Annotated in this window: 17 protein-coding genes; 7 read left to right on the top strand and 10 right to left on the bottom strand. The window is 61.5% G+C overall.

Features of this window, described 5'->3' with window-relative positions:
• Positions 1-216 precede the first annotated feature (216 nt).
• From AB8A23_RS09345 to AB8A23_RS09325, 5 genes are all read right to left on the bottom strand, one after another.
• Positions 217-861, bottom strand: coding sequence for a tetratricopeptide repeat protein (locus AB8A23_RS09345; RefSeq protein ID WP_089265870.1), 645 nt, complete (start codon positions 859-861; stop codon positions 217-219).
• 101 nt (positions 862-962) lie between these two features.
• Positions 963-1088, bottom strand: coding sequence for a type B 50S ribosomal protein L36 (ykgO, locus tag AB8A23_RS09340; protein ID WP_055038661.1), 126 nt, complete (start codon positions 1086-1088; stop codon positions 963-965).
• Positions 1089-1328: 240 nt separating this feature from the next.
• Positions 1329-2300, bottom strand: a complete 972-nt coding sequence (locus tag AB8A23_RS09335) for a tripartite tricarboxylate transporter substrate binding protein (protein WP_120287145.1) — start codon at positions 2298-2300, stop codon at positions 1329-1331.
• A 63-nt stretch (positions 2301-2363) separates the two neighbouring features.
• Complete coding sequence (locus tag AB8A23_RS09330; RefSeq protein WP_439059863.1) at positions 2364-2804, bottom strand: MaoC family dehydratase; 441 nt, start codon at positions 2802-2804, stop codon at positions 2364-2366.
• 20 nt (positions 2805-2824) lie between these two features.
• On the bottom strand, positions 2825-3301 hold the full coding sequence (locus AB8A23_RS09325; RefSeq protein WP_093757153.1) for a MaoC family dehydratase: 477 nt from the start codon (positions 3299-3301) through the stop codon (positions 2825-2827).
• Between the two features lie 106 nt (positions 3302-3407).
• On the opposite strand from AB8A23_RS09325, the gene AB8A23_RS09320 reads away from it, so the two are divergent.
• The 3 genes from AB8A23_RS09320 to AB8A23_RS09310 all read left to right on the top strand — a co-directional run bounded on the left by AB8A23_RS09320 (position 3408) and on the right by AB8A23_RS09310 (position 6417).
• Positions 3408-4178, top strand: a complete 771-nt coding sequence (locus AB8A23_RS09320) for an IclR family transcriptional regulator domain-containing protein (protein ID WP_439059864.1) — start codon at positions 3408-3410, stop codon at positions 4176-4178.
• Between the two features lie 89 nt (positions 4179-4267).
• Positions 4268-5143, top strand: coding sequence for an amidohydrolase family protein (locus AB8A23_RS09315; RefSeq protein WP_184512024.1), 876 nt, complete (start codon positions 4268-4270; stop codon positions 5141-5143).
• On the top strand, positions 5140-6417 hold the full coding sequence (locus AB8A23_RS09310) for an O-antigen ligase family protein (protein ID WP_439059865.1): 1278 nt from the start codon (positions 5140-5142) through the stop codon (positions 6415-6417). The genes AB8A23_RS09315 and AB8A23_RS09310 overlap by 4 nt, the downstream gene beginning before the upstream one ends.
• Here the strand turns inward: AB8A23_RS09310 and AB8A23_RS09305 are convergent.
• Positions 6377-7093 (bottom strand): glycosyltransferase family 25 protein, encoded by a 717-nt coding sequence (locus AB8A23_RS09305; RefSeq protein ID WP_089265863.1) that lies wholly within the window; start codon positions 7091-7093, stop codon positions 6377-6379. The genes AB8A23_RS09310 and AB8A23_RS09305 overlap by 41 nt on opposite strands.
• A 180-nt stretch (positions 7094-7273) precedes the next feature.
• Between AB8A23_RS09305 and AB8A23_RS09300 the strand changes: the two genes are divergently transcribed.
• The 3 genes from AB8A23_RS09300 (at position 7274) to AB8A23_RS09290 (ending at position 9580) form a co-directional block, all read left to right on the top strand.
• On the top strand, positions 7274-7771 hold the full coding sequence (locus tag AB8A23_RS09300; RefSeq protein ID WP_439059866.1) for a YbaK/EbsC family protein: 498 nt from the start codon (positions 7274-7276) through the stop codon (positions 7769-7771).
• A 431-nt stretch (positions 7772-8202) separates the two neighbouring features.
• Positions 8203-8724 carry a hypothetical protein gene (locus AB8A23_RS09295; protein ID WP_175367806.1) on the top strand — a complete coding sequence of 174 codons (522 nt, stop codon included), beginning with the start codon at positions 8203-8205 and terminating at the stop codon, positions 8722-8724.
• Between the two features lie 70 nt (positions 8725-8794).
• Positions 8795-9580: a FadR/GntR family transcriptional regulator gene (locus AB8A23_RS09290; RefSeq protein ID WP_175367805.1), complete on the top strand. Its 786-nt coding sequence runs from the start codon at positions 8795-8797 to the stop codon at positions 9578-9580.
• Between the two features lies 1 nt (position 9581).
• Here the strand turns inward: AB8A23_RS09290 and AB8A23_RS09285 are convergent, their stop codons facing one another.
• The 3 genes from AB8A23_RS09285 to AB8A23_RS09275 all read right to left on the bottom strand — a co-directional run bounded on the left by AB8A23_RS09285 (position 9582) and on the right by AB8A23_RS09275 (position 12578).
• The gene (locus tag AB8A23_RS09285) at positions 9582-10874 is read right to left on the bottom strand and encodes a TRAP transporter large permease (RefSeq protein ID WP_175367804.1); all 1293 of its coding nucleotides are present in this window, start codon (positions 10872-10874) and stop codon (positions 9582-9584) included.
• Between the two features lie 40 nt (positions 10875-10914).
• Positions 10915-11490, bottom strand: a complete 576-nt coding sequence (locus tag AB8A23_RS09280) for a TRAP transporter small permease (RefSeq protein ID WP_439059867.1) — start codon at positions 11488-11490, stop codon at positions 10915-10917.
• A gap of 83 nt (positions 11491-11573) precedes the next feature.
• Positions 11574-12578, bottom strand: coding sequence for a TRAP transporter substrate-binding protein (locus AB8A23_RS09275; protein ID WP_439059868.1), 1005 nt, complete (start codon positions 12576-12578; stop codon positions 11574-11576).
• Between the two features lie 345 nt (positions 12579-12923).
• On the opposite strand from AB8A23_RS09275, the gene AB8A23_RS09270 reads away from it, so the two are divergent.
• On the top strand, positions 12924-14147 hold the full coding sequence (locus AB8A23_RS09270; RefSeq protein ID WP_439059869.1) for a bifunctional alpha/beta hydrolase/OsmC family protein: 1224 nt from the start codon (positions 12924-12926) through the stop codon (positions 14145-14147).
• Positions 14148-14269: 122 nt separating this feature from the next.
• Here the strand turns inward: AB8A23_RS09270 and AB8A23_RS09265 are convergent, their stop codons facing one another.
• Positions 14270-15040, bottom strand: coding sequence for an esterase/lipase family protein (locus tag AB8A23_RS09265; protein ID WP_089265856.1), 771 nt, complete (start codon positions 15038-15040; stop codon positions 14270-14272).
• Positions 15041-15151: the final 111 nt, after the last annotated feature.

Here is a 15151-nt window from a genome sequence, read left to right as displayed (position 1 = left end):
ATCAACACACATAGCAAAGCAAATAGCGGAAATGACTTCGGCGCCAAAAGGTGTCCCTTCCTGTGGCTCGGAAAACGCCCTTTTCGCCTGTTTCCTGTGTCAGAAGTTTGATTCCCCGGCGACGATGTCTTGTTTTTCCATCGCGGGCAGCAGGGATGCATCAAAGCAGGGTGATGTTCCCGCGATGTCCGTAAACGCCCCAACTTTCAAGGAATTTCAGATATCGCGGCCTTCGACCTTTTCGGTCAGGGTCTTGACCAGCTCCGGCACCTTTTCGAGATGCGGATTGACCGCAAGCGCCTTGCGGAACGCATCAAGCGCACGCTTGTCGTCGCCCAGCTCCTGCATGATCATGCCGAGCCCTGCCAGAGCACCGAAATGCCGGGGTTCGCGTATCAGAACCTGCTCAATATCCTGCAGCGACCGGGTGTAATCGTTCTGCAGGTAATACAGCGTCGCACGCCGATTCCAGCCCTCGACGTAATCGGGGCGCAACTTCACCACCGCGCTCAACAACTGCAGCGACAGATCGACCTGCTTGGCGTCCAGTGCCGTCTTGGCGCGGGTCATCAACAGCGCGGTCGTGTCGCTCGTGGTCTGCGACCACAGGGCCCAGATCCGGCCTTCGACGTGTTTGGCACTGGCTTCGTCCGGCGCCGCTTTCAGCGCACCAAACAGGAAATCGAGGCCGCGCGTCTTGTCGGCGTTGACCTTCGGCAGTTTGGCGGGTGGCTCGGGAATTTTCTTCGGCGCATCCGGGGTCACGATCTGCGGATCTTTGACCTGCGCGTAGACGGGTGCTGCGCCCAGAAATGCGCTCAGCAGAATTCCAAAACCTGCGGCCGGGATTCTCAATGCCATGCGGTAAGTCTAGACACGAAAAAACGCGCTGCAAAGCAGCAGCGCGTCAAACACCTGTGATGTCGTGAGGCCGGCCGGCAAAATGCCAACCGATCAGCAACTCAACCCTGGCGAGCCTTGAAACGGCGCTGGGTCTTGTTGATCACATAGACGCGGCCCTTGCGGCGGACCAGGCGGTTGTCGCGGTGACGACCACGCAGCGATTTCAACGAGTTACGGACTTTCATCGGTCAATCCTGATAGCTTGCGATACTGACGTCAAAGGCCGTGCGCAGCAGGCCGAAATCAGCGAAAATGAGCTTGAACCCGCTGGCGACCAAGTCGCCCGGGACCCGCGGTTTCTAAGCCATCGGGCGCCGGACTGTCAATCCGATCCGGGCATCTGACGACCATCGGATCGATATTTGCAGGTATTTTGGTGGCGTGAGGGTCCGGGAACAGCCACCGGACCCTCAAACCCGTGCGGATCACTCTTGCGGAACATTCGCGGCTTTCACCACTGCGCCCCACTTCTTGATCTCCGAATCGACGAAAGCCGTGAATTCGGCTCCCGTCAGCTTGCCCGGCTCGACGCCCTGGGTGGCGAATTTCTCGCGGGTCGCGGGTGCCGACAGGATCTCCTTCATGGCCGCCACCAGCTTCGTATAGGCCGGGCTGCCATTGGCCTGTGGCATGTACATGCCGAACCAGGCGGTGGCCTCGAACCCCTTTACGCCGGCCTCATCGAGGGTCGGGGCGTTGGGGAGCGAGGCCGCTCGGGTCAGGCTGGTGACCGCGAGCACGCGGATGTTGCCCGCCTCGGCAGCAGGCAAAACGGTCGGCAACGTATCGAACATGATCGGAATATGGCCGCCGATCAGGTCGTTCATCGCCGGCGCGGCCCCCTTGTAAGGGATGTGCTCGATATTGATTCCAGCCATCTGCTTAAACAATTCGCCCGACAGATGATTGGCGCCGCCGACGCCGGCCGATCCGAAGGACAGCTTGCCGGGCTGCTTCTTCGCCAGATCGATCAACTCGGCGACCGACTTCGCCGGAAAGTCCCTGGTCACAACAAGCGCATTTGGCGCCGTCGCGATCAGGGCGATCGGCGAGAAGTCCTTCTGTGTCTCGTAAGGCAAACTCTTGCGCAGACTCGGATTGATCACGTGATGCGTGGCCGTGACCAACAACACGCTGCCATCGGCGGGCGACTTCACGACAACTTCCGAACCGATCGTGCCCGATGCGCCGGGCCGGTTCTCGACGATGGTGGCGACGCCGAGCTTCTCGCCGAGATATTGCGCGACGAACCGCGCGAGGATGTCCGTCGTGCCCCCCGCTGGAAACGGCACGATGATCTTGATCTGACTGACTGGAAAATTCTGCGCCAGCGCGCCCGACAACATGACAAAAGTCATCGCCAGACACGACAGGGCGAGCCTCGTGAGCTTCTTCATTTCGATCCCTTGCCTGTTCTTGTCCGGCGTGCGGACTATGCCGCACGCAGTTGCATTGAGCCACTAGGCTGTCAGCGGAAATTCAACCATCGCCTCGCCAACAGCGACCTTCTCGTCGTTCTGGTTCTTCACCAGCACGTCGATCAGCACCCAGCGCGACTTCTCGGTGGTCTGCTTGGCCTTGATGATGCCAACCGACTGGATGGTGTCGCCGGGCTTCACCGGCTTGACCCAGCGCGTTTCGAGACGGCGATGGATTGCACCCGCAGGATAGGCCCAGTCGGTCAGCATCCGGGTGATCAGCCCGAAATTATTCATGCCATGCATGATGATGCCGCCGAAATTGGTCTTGCCGAACGAGTTCTTCATGTAGTTGTCGTCGAGATGCAGCGGATTGTAGTCGAGCGATCCATCGCAGAAGAGCCGAATCGACTCGAGCGACACTGCGAAGCTCGGACCGTCGATGGTGTCGCCGGTGGAGAGTTTGTCAAAGCTGGTTGTCATGGTTGATCTCCTTGCCACGCTCACATCGGGCGGATGGTCTGGCCGCGGCCAGAACAGATGACGTCGCCGCGCTGGTTGAAGAACACGTTGTCGTGGACCACGAACAGTCGCTCGCGCTTGATGAACTTGTCGAGCGCGCGGGCCTGCAGGGTGATGGTGTCTCCGGGCCGTGCCGGGATGTTGTAGCTCCAGGACTGGCCGGCATTGACGGTGCCAGGTGTGCGCATCCAGTCGTCGGCCGGCGTGCAGGAGAACATCAACAGGATGTGGATCGATGGCGGCGCGATCAGACCGCCATAGGGCGACGCCTTCGCGTAAGCCTCGTCGAAATACAATGGGTGGTTCTCGCCGACCGAGCGGCAATAAAGCTGGATCGCCTCCCTCGTCAGGACATAAGGCAGCGTCTTGCGTGGCTCGCCCGGGACGATCTCGTCCCAGACCTTGCGCAGGTTCGCGTCCTTCCAGAAATCGGTTTCAAAAACTTCCGCTTGCGCCATAGCGCCTTCTCCACTAACGTTCACCAGGCGAACTTTATGGCCGCCCTACGAACAACTATAGGCGCGGTTTCCCGGGACTGACAAGTCCGAACCGGTAGGATGGTGCATGGCCAAAGACAGTGACGGTTTCGTTCGGGCGATCGCCCGTGGTTTTGCGGCCGTCGAAGCGCTGGGTCGCCCACCGGGCCGGCACACGCTCTCGGAAGTCGCCGCGATCGCGGGCCTCAGCCGCGCGACGGCGCGCCGGATGCTGGCGACGCTGATCGTGATGAAATATTGCGAAGCCGATGGCCGCTATTTCAGCCTACGCCCACGGGCGCTGGGGCTTGGCCTTTCCTACCTCAATGCACTGCCTTACTGGGGCTATGCGCAACGCGCTTTGGAAGACCTGCGCAACGAAATCGGCGAATCCTGCTCGCTGGCCGTGCTGGACGAGACCGAGATCGTCTATGCGCTTCGATTGCCGGCGCAGCGCATTCTCTCGGCCAATCTCGCCGTCGGCAGCCGCCTGCCCGCCCACGTGGTGTCGCTCGGGCGCGTCCTGCTGGCGGCCCTGCCGCCGGACCAGCGCGCGCACTATCTCGCCACCACCGAATTCAAGCATATCACCCCACGCACCATCACCGATCCCGTGCTGCTGGAACGCGAGCTCGAACGCGTCGAGGCCGAAGGCTATGGCTGGGTCGATGGCGAACTCGATCCAGCGATCTGCGGTATCGCCGTCCCCGTCCGCGACCACGGCGGCCGGGTCGTCGCGGCGATCAGCATAAATGCCATCTCGGGCACAATGGACGAGGCGATGGCAAAGAAGAAATACCTGATCCCGCTCCGCCGCACCGCGCAGGATATCCGGACACAGTCCTTCTCCACCGGCTAGGTCGGCAGCGTTCCGCGCCTTTCATTCAGCAGGCCGGTTTGCTAGAGCAACCGCCAACGATAATGATGAAAGTGCGGGAGACGCGGGACATGAAATTGCTCAATCCGGACGACCTTGTCGCCATCGACATCCACACACATGCGGAAGAGCCATGCGGCTGCCACGCCGACGACGGCTATGATGATTTCCAGGCCCGCATGGCCGAGTATTTCAAGTCGCCGCATAAGCATCCGCCGACAGTGCAGGAAACAGCCGCCTATTACCGCGACAAGAAGATTGCCGCGGTGATCTTCCCGGTCGACGCCGAGCGCGAGACCGGCTTCCGCCGCTACAACAACTACGAGATGCTGGAGATCGCCAAAGAGAACGCCGACGTGCTGATCCCGTTCGCGTCGATCGATCCGCACAAGGGTAAGCTCGGCGTGCGCGAGGCGCGCAAGCTGATCTCCGAATACGGTGTGAAGGGTTTCAAGTTCCACCCGACCATGCAGGGCTTCTACGCCAATGACCGCATGGCCTATCCGCTCTATGAGGCGATCCAGGAAGGCGGCGCTATCGCGCTGTTCCACACCGGCCAGACAGGCGTCGGCTCCGGCATGCCCGGCGGCATGGGAATGCGGCTGAAATATTCCAACCCGATGTATATGGACGACGTTGCGGTGGATTTTCCGGACCTGAAGATCATTCTGGCACATCCCTCCTTCCCCTGGCAGGAAGAGGCGCTGTCGGTCGCTACCCACAAGCCCAACGTGTATATCGACCTGTCCGGCTGGTCGCCGAAATACTTCCCGCCGATCCTGGTGCGCTACATCAATTCGATCCTGCAGGATAAGATGCTGTTCGGCTCCGACTGGCCGGTGATCATGCCGGATCGCTGGATGGCCGACTTCGCCAAGCTCGACATTCGCGACGAGGTGCGTCCGAAGGTCCTGAAGAACAACGCACGGAAACTCCTGGGCATATGACGAACAACGATCTGCCGCGCAAACTTGCGGATGCCCGGCAGATCGCTGCCATTGCCACCGGCTTCTCGCTGCCGTTCTCAACCAGCGGTCAGGCTATCGCGGTGTCGATCTTTGCAGTGCTCGCGCTGCTGACACTCGACCGCGATCGTTTCATCGCCACGTTGCGGAGGCCGGCGGGCTATCTGCCGGTCGCGCTGTTCGCGCTGATCCTGGTCGGCGTGCTCTGGTCGATGCAGCCGCTCAGCGGCGCGATCAGATGGGTTGGTGCCTACGCCAAGCTGCTGTTGATTCCATTGGTGATGGCAACGGCATTTACGCCGAAACAAGCGTTACAAATCGCTTATGGCTTTCTTGCCGCCTGTATTTGTCTTCTCGCCCTGTCATGGGCTGCGTTCCTGTGGCCCACGGGACCGTGGGGCTGGTTCAAGGCGCCCGGCGTGCCCTTCAAGGACAACGCGGTTCAATCCGGCTGCTTCGCACTTTGTGCCTTCGCTCTGGCGATCGGCGCGATGCGCATCTGGGTCCAGGACACCCGCCGCGCCATTGCGATGATCGTGCTCGCGCTTCTGTTCTTTGCCGACATTTTCCTGATCTATGTGTCGAAGACCGGCGCAATCATGGCCGCCGCATTGCTCGGTCTATTCGTCGTCCATGCCGGCGGCTGGCGGCGCTCTGCCATGGTCGCGGTCGCAGCCATGATCGTAATCGGCATCGCACTGCTGACCTCGCCACAAGCCCAGCGCCGGATCGCAGAGATCAACTCGGACATCAACGCCAATAGCGGCCAGACCGCAGGCGGCGAAACAATCTCGACTGCATCGCGGCTGGATTTCTGGAGCAAGGCAGTCGGCTTCGTGAAGGCCTCGCCCATCGCCGGTCACGGCACGGGGAGCATCAAGCCGCTGTATCAGAGCATGGAGGCGACGAAGCCGTCGCCCTATGGCCAGGCCACGCCCGATCCGCACAATCAAACGCTTCATACCATGCTGCAGGTCGGCCTGATCGGCGGGCTGCTGCTGTGGGCCATGTGGATCGCGCATGCACGGCTTTTTCTCGCGCGCGATTATGCAAGCATCCTCGGCCAGGCGGTCGTGTTGCAGAACGTGATTGGCTCTTTATTCAACAGCCACATCTCGGCGGTGACGCAGGGGATGCTGTACTGTCTGGCAGTGGGATTGCTCGGCGCGTTGGTGCGCAATGCTCCATCCGGAATGACCGACCGGAAGCCGCCAACTACTTCAGCTTCAGCCACCGCTTCAAATAACGCCGCCTGAACTTCTGCACGGCAAACTGTATGCGCAACTGCAATTGCGCATGCCCCTTGCGATCGAGTGAGCTCTTGAACACGCCGTTGAGCGAGCCTTGTTCGGCCAGCGGCGGTTCCGGCCACAGGAACGGGATGCCCATGGCGGGATCGCCGGTGTTAAAGGCGATGTCGATAGGCTCATGCATCGGATGCCGCGCGATCCAGTCAAGTCGTGCCGAAGCCTCGGGCGCGCCCAGCACATAGGCTTCCATATTGCGCACGCGATTGCCGGGATAGACGATCTGCCCCGGGCGCAACTCCGACGCCGGGGTGTAAAAATTGGTCGCGGCGCCAAGATGCAGAATGCGCGGCCGCGGCCACTTTTCGGCTTCATCGAGCACGCGCTTCAACTGGTCGCAGAAATCCGGCACCAGCAATGCGTCATCCTCGAAGATCAGCGCCAGATCCTGGCCGCGCTCGCGGATGCGCTGCATGGCGACCACATGTTTCAGCGCGCAGGATTTTTGCCGCAGCGTGAGGTCGGCGCCTTCGGCGAAATAAGCCCGATCGACATCGGAGGTGATCTCGTCGGCATCGAAATCCAGCACCCACTCGAACTTGATGCCCGCACGGTCGAGCTCGCGCTGGATATGCTCCGTGCGCTCGGGCAACGACTTGGCATGGATCACATAGGCCGGCAGCATCGAGAGGTAGGCTCCAGAACATCGCCCGGCACGGTCAGCCAGACAAGAGCCCGTATAAGGTCAAAACCGGCGTGAGGGAATGGCGCGGCAGCGCCGTCCCAGTTCCCCAATGCACGGATCTGACTTCACTTTGTCGGCGACATGTGAGAGGGCGTGGCGGTATGTCACCGAGACCGCATCATGAGCCTTGAGTCCGTCCGCGCCTTTCTCACCGCCACCGCCCCCGAATTATCCGTCACGGTCACCGACAAAAGCTCGGCCACGGTCCTTCTCGCCGCCGAGGCATTGGGCGTCGAACCCGGCCAAATCGCCAAGACGCTGTCGGTGCGGGTCGGCGACCGGGTGGTGCTGGTGGTGACCAAGGGTACAGCGCGGCTCGACAATAAGAAGGCACGCGATGCACTTGGCGGCAAGCCCCGCATGCTGGGGGCCGACGAGGTCGTTGCCCTCACCGGCCATCCGGTCGGCGGCGTCTGCCCGTTCGGCCTGGCAACGCCATTACAAGTCTACTGCGACGTGTCGCTGAAGGAATTCGCCGAGGTGTGGCCGGCGGCGGGCTCGGTCAACAGTTCGGTGCGGATGTCCCCGGCACGGATGGCCGAACTGACCGGGGCCAGCTGGGTCGATGTTTGCCAGGAGCCGGCGGCAGTGCAGGAGCAAGCTCCCGCGATGGGTTGAGGCAGCGAGAATAATTCACTGCCGTTCATTGCCGGCAGAGAACAAGCCAACCGCCGTCCGGCACGAGAGCAGCGCGGGTATTGCTATTTTTGCCGGGGGATCGACTTCCCCCGCGCAAGGCACGATTTTCCGGGTGTCGTCCCTGAGGACGCTCGGCTGCGCAGCAATATGTGCGGCCAAACCGGACAAGACCATGCGCTTCAAAGCCTCGTCTCATCGCCCGCAGTCGTCGAAGACCTGGAAGCAGGTCGTGGCGTCGATCGTGGCCGCAGCTGCAGCCGGACTACAGTCCGCTGGCGCCTGAACGCGCTCTGTAGACGTCCGCTGGCGCGCAAACGCCGCTGGCGCCAAGTTCCCGCGTTATCAAAATCTTGAGGGTATATAGCTAGGGTTGCATCCGGCCGTGTGTAAATCGGCGGGGGGACCTCGAGATGCGGCTCGTGCCGATCACCGACGCCGACAGAAGCTGGGCTTCACTGAAGTCGCAGTGGCGGAAGGCTGCCGAGGCAGCCGAGGAAGACTTCTCCACTTACACCCAGGGTATTTTCGCGGCGCTGGACCCTGTCATGCAGGGCGGCAAGGGTGGGTTGTACGGTCTCTACGACGGCACCGTTCCGCAGGCCTTCTGTCAGGTCAGCAAACTTCTGATGCCCAAATTCGAAGGTCCCGTGCTGCGTTGCCGTTTCATGACCGTGTCGCCGACCTACGACTTCGGGAGTGCCGGTCTCGATAAATACGGACAACTGCTGATCGAGCTGTTTTCCGGCATGATCTGGCTGTCGCGCAACGCCCTTTCCGCCAGCCATATCCAGTTTCACCTCCGCAGCCCCGCCGACGCGCAGTTCCTCGCCCCATTGCAGGCACCGGTGCCCGACTCGCCGTTCCAGCGCTTCACCATTAACGGCGCCTGGGTCGAATGCGATCTCAAGCTGCCCGAACTCGAAACAATGTAAGAGCGTGCAGCGCAATGACGCGTGCCGCAAGCTTGCGCAGCGACATCGGCGATGATAGCCCGGTTGTACGATGACCGGACAAGCTAAGCCACGCACCAAGCGCAAGACAACCAATGGGGCCGCAGGCACGCCTTTGCTGCGACCGCTCAATCCCGTGCGCCGCCGTACTGAGGAAGTCGTCGAGCGCATCGCTGCCCAGATCATCGAAGGCCGCTTGCCCGCAGGCGCGCGCCTGCCGACCGAGCAGGCCATGATGGCGGCCATGGGCGTCAGCCGCACGGTCGTTCGCGAGGCGATTGCCGCACTCCGCGCCCGGGGCCTTGTAACCACCCGGCAGGGCGCCGGTGCCTTCGTCAACAGTGAGCCCGATCAGCAACCTTATGCCATCGACCCCGACGGCCTGGGCTCGCTTGGCAGCGTGATCGAAATTCTTGAACTGCGCACGGCCGTCGAGATGGAGGCCGCGGCTATAGCCAGCGAGCGCGCCACCGCTGCCCAGATCCGAGCCATTGCCAAGGCCGCAGCTACCTTCAGCCGCGCCATCGCCAATGGCGACCGTGCGGTGAAGGAGGATTTCGACTTCCACTTCGCCATTGCCGTCGCGACGCAGAATGCGCGCTTCGTCGGCTTTCTGGAATTCCTCGGCGGTCTCATCATCCCGCGACAGAGCATCCGCACCTTCGATGGCAAGGCCGAATTGCAGAAGCGCTATCTCGAGAGCATCGAGAAGGAGCATCAAGTCATCGTCAATGCGATCAGCGCCCGTTCGCCGCGCAAGGCTCGCGATGCGATGCGCCGGCATTTGCTGAACGGCAAGGAACGCTACAAGCAGTTGTCAGTCGATCCGGTCCAGTAGCTCACCTGAAGCCGAATGCGTGCGGCAGCGCCATCGAGAACCACGGTACGTAAGTCACCAGCATCAACACGGCGAACATCACCCAGTAAAACGGCCAGATGCCACGCATCACCTCGTCCACCGAGACCTTGCCGATGGCGCAGCCCACGAACAGCGTGGTACCGACCGGCGGCGTCAGTAGGCCGATGCCGAGATTGAGAAGCATCACGATGCCGAAATGCACGGGGTCGATCCCGAAACTCTTCACCACCGGCAGCAGGATCGGCGTGCAGATCAGCAGCAGCGGCGCGAGATCGAGCGCCGTGCCGAGGATCAGCAGCATGATATTGAGCCACATCAGCAGCACGTATTTATTCGACGAGATGGCGACGAAGAACTCCGTCATATGCGCCGGCATCTGCATCATGGCGGCGACATAGCCGAAGCATGACGCGGTCGCGACCAGCGTCAGCACCATCGCCACCGTCTGCAGCGTTCGGTAGGTCAGCATCGGCAGCTCGGACCATTTGTAGTCGCGATAGATGAACATCGTGACGAAGAAGGCCCAGACGCACGCCACCGCGCCTGCCTCGATCGGCGTGAACACGCCGGTGAGAATGCCGCCGAGCACGATCACCAGCGTGACGATGCCCCAGGTGGCATCCCCCAGCATCTTCAGCGCCTGCTTCACTGGCACCGGCTCGCCTTTCGGATGACCATCGCGATAGGCAAAGTAGAGACACAACAGCATGATCGCGAAGCCAAGCAGTAGCCCGGGCACGATACCTGCCAAAAACAGGCTGGTGATCGAGACCACGCCGCCGGTCGCCAGCGAATAGATCACCGCATTGTGGCTCGGCGGCACCAGGATCGCCTGGACCGAGGCGGAGATGGTCACATTGGTGGCGAACACCCGTGGATAACCCTTCGCCGCCATCTGCGGGATCATCACCGAGCCAATCGCCGATGTATCCGCGACTGATGAGCCGGAGATTCCGGACATGATGGTGGTGGCCAGAATGTTGACTTGCGACAGGCCACCGCGAATGCGCGTGAAGCCGACCACGACGGCAGCAAAATCCACCAGCCGCCGCGCCATGCCGCCTTCTGCCATGATGGCGCCGGCCAGCACGAAGAACGGCACGGTCAGCATCGACACCTTGCCGACGCCGCTGGAGAGTTGCTGCATCACGGCCGCGACCGGCAGATCGATCCACAGCGCACCGACCAGCGCCGAAAGCGCCAGCGCGAAGGCGATCGGCATGCCGACGGCGAAGAACAGACACATACTGAGCAGAAGAACGGCGATGTCCATGTCGGATTTTCTTTGTTCTGGCTGGAGCTAATCGGCGAAGCTAGTCGAGAGGTATGTGTGCGTCGCTGCCATCCTGCGGCGGCGGGCCGATGGTCAGGCGTTCGACGACAAAGAGAAACATCATCGCGCCGGAAACCGGGATCGGCATGTAGGTGATACCGACAGACAACCAGGGAAATTCATCCACTGAATTGCCCCAGGTGGTCATCACCAGCTTCATGCCCCAGATCACCATGAACAGTGCCACCGCAGCCATCAGCAACTCGCTGATGAAAGCAGCTACGACACGCGCGTGAGGCGGTAGCAGGTTGGTACCTACCGTCATGTTCATGTGGATGCGCTGGCGATAGCAGTTGGCAGCGCCAATAAACGTCACCGCGATGGTCAGCAACACCGCCAGCGGCTCCGGCCACGACGCCGCGCTGTTCAAAATGTAGCGGGTGTAAACAGCCCAAGGGATAATCGCGGAGATCAGCACAAGCGCAAAGCAAGAAAACACGGCACCGGACCAATACAGTGCGTTCATGGCGCGGCGGAACGCGTAAGCCGCACCATCGCTGGCCGTATCGGCGTGATGATTGGATGCAGCCGGCAGTTTGGAAATAACGTCAGACATGAAGACCTCAGGTAACGCGACGGAAGCGCAGGTCTATCCTGTCGTCCCCGCGACGGCGGGGACGACACATTGAGAACATGCCGCTAGCTCACCGCAGCAATGCGCTTGGTCATCTCGGCGTATTTCGCGCCGTATTTGTCCCACACCGGCTTCACGGCATCGCGGAACGGCTGCTTGTCGATGGACGTGACGATGTCGGTGCCGACTTCCTTCATCTTGTCGAGCGCGGTCTTCTCCGCCTCGTACCAGAGCGCGCGCTGCTCGAGCTGCGCTTCGCGGCCGAATTTCTTCAGCAGCGCCTGATCGTCCGGCGTGAGCTTCGCCCATGACGCCTTCGAGAACACCAGCAATTCCGGAATGATCAGATGCTCGGTCATCGAGAAATATTTGGCGACCTGGAAGTGGTTCTGCGCCACGAAGGATGGCAGGTTGTTCTCGGCCCCATCGACGACGCCGGTCTGCATGGCGCTAAACACCTGATCGAAGCCCATGGCGACACCATTGCCGCCGAGCGCATTCATGGTGTCGATGAACAGGGGATTACCGATCATCCGTATCTTGAGACCCTTGAGATCGGCGAGCGTCTTGATCGGGCGCTTGCTGTTATAGATGTTGCGAGAGCCGGCATTCATCCAGCCAAGCGCGACCAGGCCGGTTTTTTCATTGGCCGTGATCTTGTTCAGCAGCTCGGTGCCAATCTCGCCATCGAGGACCGCTTCCATGTGCTTGGAATCGCGAAACACGAACGGCATGTTGAAGACGTTGACGTCATCGACCACCGGGCCGACGGCACCGACGGAAATGCGCGCGATCTGCAGAGCGCCGACCTGGGCCTGCTCGATGGCTTCCTTCTCGCCGCCGAGCTGCATGGACGGAAACATCTGGATGGTGAGCCGGCCGCTTGTGGCGGCATCCAGCTTCTTGCCCATGCGCACCACGGATTCGACCGTGGGGTAGCCGAGCGGGTGGACGTCAGAGGCCTTGAGGACCATCTTGGTCTGCGCCTGCGCAGGCGTGAACCGCCCGAGACCGGTAGCGCCAACCGCGAGCGCGGCCAGCCCGCCTTTGACGACATCTCTTCTCTTCATGGACGAAATCCTCCCTGTGAATTTCCCGATGCGGCGCGTTGGCCATTATTCTGGTTCGCCCCTTTGCGGGGTCGATCTTGTCACAATTCTAGGAGCGTGCCGGCCCGCCGTCCATCAGCTTGTAGCGGCAGCGCACCCCAAAAGTTGTACGATGACCCGACATCTAGCACCGACATCGGAGGCCGGCAAGCGCGTGCTCGAGCGGCCGCGCAGAACTAAAGTTCAACCCGAGGTGCGGCGCGAAGAGAGCAGCTCGGCCTCATTCTCGCACGGGTGTTGGGTACCCACTGATTGATTGGGTGGAATCGGTGTACAAAGAGACATCTGTCACGACAGGAGCCCACCGTGCCAACTGAACGCTTTCAATTCCCCGGCGCGGCCGGCCATATGCTGGCGGCGGCGCTGGACCTGCCCGATGGCGCTGTCCATGCATATGCGCTGTTCGCGCATTGCTTCACTTGCGGCAAGGATGTGCTCGCGGCTCGGCGTATCTCCGCGGCGCTGACGCTCAAGGGCATCGCCGTGCTGCGCTTCGACTTCACTGGCCTCGGCTCCAGCGAGGGCGATTTCGCCAATAGCACGTTCTCGTCGAATATCGCCGATCTCGTAAAGGCCGCCGACCATTTGCGGGAAATACGCCAGGCACCGGCAATCCTGATCGGCCACAGCCTCGGCGGCGCAGCGATCCTCGCCGCCGCTGAACAGGTGCCGGAAGCCAAGGCCGTTGTCACCATCGCGGCGCCCTCCGATCCCGCGCATGTCACCGACATGTTCGCCGAACATGTCGACGCGATCCGCGAAAAAGGCGAGGTCGAGGTCAAGCTCGCCGGCCGGCCGTTCAGCATCAAGCGTGAATTCCTCGACGATATCGCCGAGCACAATCTGATCACAAAGGTGACCAGGCTGCACAAGGCGCTGCTGATCATGCATGCGCCCACCGACGACACAGTGGGCATCGACAACGCCACGAAGATTTTCGTCGCTGCCAAACATCCCAAGAGCTTCGTCTCGCTGGCCGGCGCCGATCATCTGCTCACGCAAAAGCATGACGCTATCTATGTCGCCGATGTCATCGCCGCCTGGGCCGGGCGCTATCTCAATGCGGTCGCCGTCATGCCCGTAGCGAGCCTGCCTGAAGAGCCGCGCAAGGTGGTGGTGAGCGAGACGCGCGCCAGCAAATTCCAGCAGGTCATCAATGTCGGCCCGCATCAGATACTCGCCGACGAGCCGATCGCCGCCGGCGGCGAGGACACCGGACCCGGTCCGTATGATCTGCTGCTCAGCGCGCTCGGCGCCTGCACCGCGATGACCATGCGGCTCTATGCCGAACGCAAGGCATTGCCGATGGACCACGTCACGGTGACGCTGAACCACAAGAAGATCTACGCCAGGGATTGCGAGGAATGCGAGACCAAGGACGGCATGCTGGACCAGATTGAGCGCGTCATCACGATCGACGGCAAGCTCGATGCGGGGCAGCGCGCAAAGCTCATGGAGATCGCTGACAAGTGCCCGGTACACCGGACACTGACATCTGAGATCAGGATCGTGACCAAGGCGGCTGAGTAACCCGCGAACCTCTCCACGTCATTGCGAGGAGCCCTTGCGACGAAGCAATCCAGTCTTCGCTTGCGGCCTTCTGGATTGCTTCGCTACGCTCGCAATGACGGCGGAAAGTGGAGTGTGTGCCTCTACCTGTTCGGATCCGGATAAACCAAACTGCGCCAGCCTGAGCGATCGAACGGCGCCCACGCGCCTTCCTTCTGCGCGAGACGCTCTGCCACTGCATAGACGACGGCGGGGTGATGCCCCATCCCGCAATGACTGCTCTCGACCTCGATGCTCTCGGACATCGCCGACGGCTTCTCCATGCAGCCCTGCCAGGCACAGACGCCGTCGGTACGACTGTAGATCGCGGTGGTCGGGACCGGCGGCGTATCGGCAAGCGAACCACCGAAATCGTCGTCGGTGTCATCGGCGCGTTTGCCGCTGGCGAATTCATAGACACGCCAGGCATTGGTGGATTTCGGATGGCCGGCAAACGGGCTACCCAGCGTGATCACCGAACGGACGCGGTCCGGCATCATCTTGGCGAGCTGGCGCGCATAAAGGCCGCCGAGACTCCAGCCGACCAAACTCACCTTGCGGCCGTGGGTCTCGTTCATCTCTTTCAGCAATTCGACCATGCTGCCCTGCACGCCGTCACGCAGCCCGAGATTGCGGCCCTGCTTCCAGCCGCTGACGGCATAGCCGCGGCCCTTGAGGAAGGTGCGAAGCGGACCTGTCGAAACATCCGAGGCCACAAGGCCGGGCAGTACCAGTACCGGATGACCATCGCCACGCGGCGCGAGATTCAGCAGAGGCAGCGCGCCGAGAAAGGCGCCGAATTCGTGAACCGCACGGCCTTCAAGAAACATCAGGGTTTTCGATGGGGGACGTTGCGCCTGGGCCGTAGCCGACATCTGATTTCCTCTCGCCGGCGCGTTGGCCGGTCATATCGATTGATTTGAATGCAGCCTCACAGGGAGGGAATCACACAACGCACCGAAGCAACTATCAGTTCACTCAAGTTA

The sequence above is a fragment of the Tardiphaga sp. 619_E2_N8_4 genome, from assembly GCF_051810905.1.
GTDB classification, from domain to species: Bacteria; Pseudomonadota; Alphaproteobacteria; order Rhizobiales; family Xanthobacteraceae; genus Tardiphaga; species Tardiphaga robiniae.
The sequence above is the reverse complement of the archived record's forward strand: the minus strand, read 5'-3'. Positions and strand labels throughout refer to the sequence as shown.